Origin of the sequence: Nocardioides sp. CPCC 206348, assembly GCF_048654705.1 — a bacterium.
Taxonomy (GTDB): Bacteria; Actinomycetota; Actinomycetes; order Propionibacteriales; family Nocardioidaceae; genus Nocardioides.
In genome coordinates this window covers 5,060-8,174 of record NZ_JBMCZA010000193.1, presented here as the reverse complement: position 1 = coordinate 8,174, position 3,115 = coordinate 5,060, and the positions used below count along the sequence as shown (strand labels likewise).

Here is a 3,115-nt window from a genome sequence, read left to right as displayed (position 1 = left end):
GCCGGACGCAGCTCCGACCCCGACTCCGACAAGCGACGGCCCGGAAGAGCCGCCGGTGGCGCCTCCGCTCGCGTAGGGTTCCATCATGGACCGCCGAATCTTCGGTATCGAGAACGAGTACGGCGTCACCTGCACGTTCCGGGGTCAACGCCGGCTGAGCCCGGACGAGGTCGCGCGGTACCTGTTCCGCAAGGTCGTGAGCTGGGGGCGCTCGAGCAACGTGTTCCTGCGCAACGGCGCCCGGCTGTACCTCGATGTCGGCAGCCACCCGGAGTACGCCACGCCCGAGTGCGACGACATCGGCGAGCTCGTCACGCACGACAAGGCGGGGGAGCGGGTCCTCGAGGGCCTGCTGCTCGACGCCGAGCAGCGGCTGCACGACGAGGGCATCGCCGGGGAGATCTACCTCTTCAAGAACAACACCGACTCCGCCGGCAACTCCTACGGTTGCCATGAGAACTACCTCGTGGGCCGGGCCGGCGAGTTCAGCCGCCTCGCCGACATCCTGATCCCGTTCCTGGTGACCCGCCAGATCATCGTGGGCGCCGGGAAGGTCACGCAGACGCCCCGCGGGACGTCCTACTCCGTGAGCCAGCGTGCCGAGCACATCTGGGAGGGCGTCTCCAGCGCGACCACCCGCAGCCGTCCGATCATCAACACCCGCGACGAGCCGCACGCCGACGCCGAGAAGTACCGCCGGCTGCACGTCATCGTGGGCGACTCCAACATGAGCGAGACGACCACGATGCTCAAGGTCGCCTCTTGCGACCTGGTGCTGCGGATGATCGAGGAGGGCGTCGTGATGCGCGACCTCACGATGGAGAACCCGATCCGGGCCATCCGCGAGATCTCGCACGACGTCACCGGACGCCGCAAGATCCGGCTCGCCAACGGCCGCGAGGCCAGCGCCCTCGACATCCAGGGCGAGTACCTCGCCAAGGCGCGCGACTTCGTCGACCGCCGGGGGATCAGCACGCCGATCATCGAGCGGTCGCTCGACCTGTGGGAGCGCGGCCTGAAGGCCGTGGAGTCCGACGACTGGGGCCTGGTCGACCGCGAGATCGACTGGGTCATCAAGTGGAAGCTGATCGATCGCTACCGCGCAAAGCACGGCCTGCCGATGAGCCACCCGCGGGTCGCGCAGCTGGACCTCGCCTACCACGACATCCACCGTGGCCGGGGCCTCTACTACCTGCTGGAGAAGCGTGGCTCGGTCGCCCGGGTCACCACGGACCTGAAGATCTTCGAAGCCAAGTCCGTGCCACCGCAGAACACCCGGGCCCGGCTTCGCGGCGAGTTCATCCGCCGCGCCCAGGAGCGCCGTCGCGACTTCACGGTCGACTGGGTGCACCTCAAGCTGAACGACCAGGCGCAGCGGACCGTGCTGTGCAAGGACCCCTTCCGGGCGTACGACGAGCGGGTACAGCGACTCATCGACGGCATGTGACCGCGCCACCCGCCGTGGGGGTGCCGTCCCGCCATGGGCGAATGGGTAAGGTTTGCGCGTGCTCGACCGCCTGCGCCCTGTGATTGCGCGTCCCACCGCCCTGCTGCTGACCGCCCTGCTTCCGGCGAGCCTCGCGCTGACCGCCTGCGGAGGCGACAGTGACGAGCTCAAGGGCCTCGACGCGGTGGCCGTCAGCGGCGCCGTCGGGTCCACGCCGAAGCTGGACTGGAAGGGCACTCTCGCCGCAGGCAAGGCGCAGACGAAGGTCCTCACCGAGGGCGACGGTCCTGCCATCGCCAAGGACGACGTGGTGCGGATCGACTTCACCCTCGCCAACGGCTACACGCACAAGATCACCTATGACACGTACGACGACTACACCGTCGGCACGCTGCTCAAGGTCGGCGCCAAGAAGGAGCCGGCCAGCGTCGCCGACGTCCTCGTCGCGGGCCTTGCCGACAAGATCGAGGCGGGCCAGAAGATCGGCAGCCGGATCGCGGTCACGATCAACAGCAAGGACGTCATCGGCGACTACCTCGGCAACGCCCAGGCTGCCTCGGCGTTCGCCAGCCTCGACATCGGCAACGAGGACGGCCTGCTCTACGTCGCCGACCTGACCGCCCTCGCCGGCCCGGAGGGCACCGAGCAGGAGGCTCCCGCCTGGGCGCCGGCCATCGTCGAGAAGGACGGGCTTCCGTCCAGCCTCGACTTCAAGAACGCGCCGGCACCGTCCGGCAAGCTCGAGGTCGCCACGCTCGTCAAGGGCACCGGCCCGGTCGTGAAGAGCGGCCAGAAGATCCTCGCCAGCTACCTCGGCCAGATCCCCAAGGGCAAGGCGCCCTTCGACCAGAGCTACACCGACGGTCGCGGCCTCGAGGCGACCGTGGGCGGCGACGCCGCCTCCGTCGTCGAGGGCTGGTCGAAGGGACTGGTCGGGCTTCCGGTCGGCAGCCGCGTGCTGCTGCAGATCCCGCCGAGCCTCGGCTACGGCAAGGAGGCGCAGGGCGAGGACATCCCGGCCAACTCCACGCTGTACTTCATCGTCGACATCCTCGACGTCGCCGACCCGGAGCCCGCACCCGAGCCGAAGGAAACGGCCTCGCCGAGCGGGTCCCCGAGTGCCACCCCCAGCGGGTCCGCGACCGGCACCGCCTCGACCGAGCCGACCGACGGGTCCTCGGAGTAGCCCTACCGGGCAGAATCGATCCCATGCCTGCTCCGAAGAGCGAGCGCCTGCTCAACCTGCTGATCATGCTCCTGGTCCAGCGGCGACCCATCGCCAAGGAGCGGATCCGCGAGCTGCTGTACCCCGACTCGCGCCCGGACGCCTTTGAGAAGATGTTCGAGCGCGACAAGGACGAGCTGCGCAGCCTCGGAGTGCCCGTCGAGGTCGCCTCGATCGATCCGCTGTTCGAGGACGAGGTCGGCTACCGGATCCCGCCCGAGGCCTTCGCGCTGCCCGACATCGAGCTCACCTCCGAGGAGGCTGCCGTCGTCGGCATCGCGTCGCGGGTCTGGCAGCACGCCACGATGGCGCAGGCCACCACCGACGCCGTCCGCAAGCTCTCCGCCGCCGGCATCGATGTCGACCTCGACGCCCTCGAGATCGCCCAGCCACTCCTCACCGCCGAGGAACCGGCGTTCGAGACCTGCTGGGTCGCGGTGTGC

2 protein-coding genes and 1 pseudogene are annotated in these 3,115 nt (G+C 69.2%); all 3 read left to right on the top strand.

Annotation, left to right across the window (positions count from 1 at the left end; genetic code table 11):
• Positions 1 to 85 precede the first annotated feature (85 nt).
• Complete coding sequence (pafA, locus tag ACOADB_RS16865) at positions 86 to 1,447, top strand: Pup--protein ligase (protein ID WP_378600906.1); 1,362 nt, start codon at positions 86 to 88, stop codon at positions 1,445 to 1,447.
• 58 nt (positions 1,448 to 1,505) lie between these two features.
• Positions 1,506 to 2,633 (top strand): FKBP-type peptidyl-prolyl cis-trans isomerase, encoded by a 1,128-nt coding sequence (locus ACOADB_RS16860; protein WP_378600903.1) that lies wholly within the window; start codon positions 1,506 to 1,508, stop codon positions 2,631 to 2,633.
• Positions 2,634 to 2,656: 23 nt separating this feature from the next.
• Positions 2,657 to 3,115 (top strand): annotated as a pseudogene (locus tag ACOADB_RS16855) (WYL domain-containing protein); the annotation flags it as partial.

Coding starts and splice junctions, on each gene's coding strand:
- pafA (WP_378600906.1), top strand. CDS start 86: ATGGACCGCCGAATCTTCGGTATCGAGAACGAGTACGGCGTCACCTGC.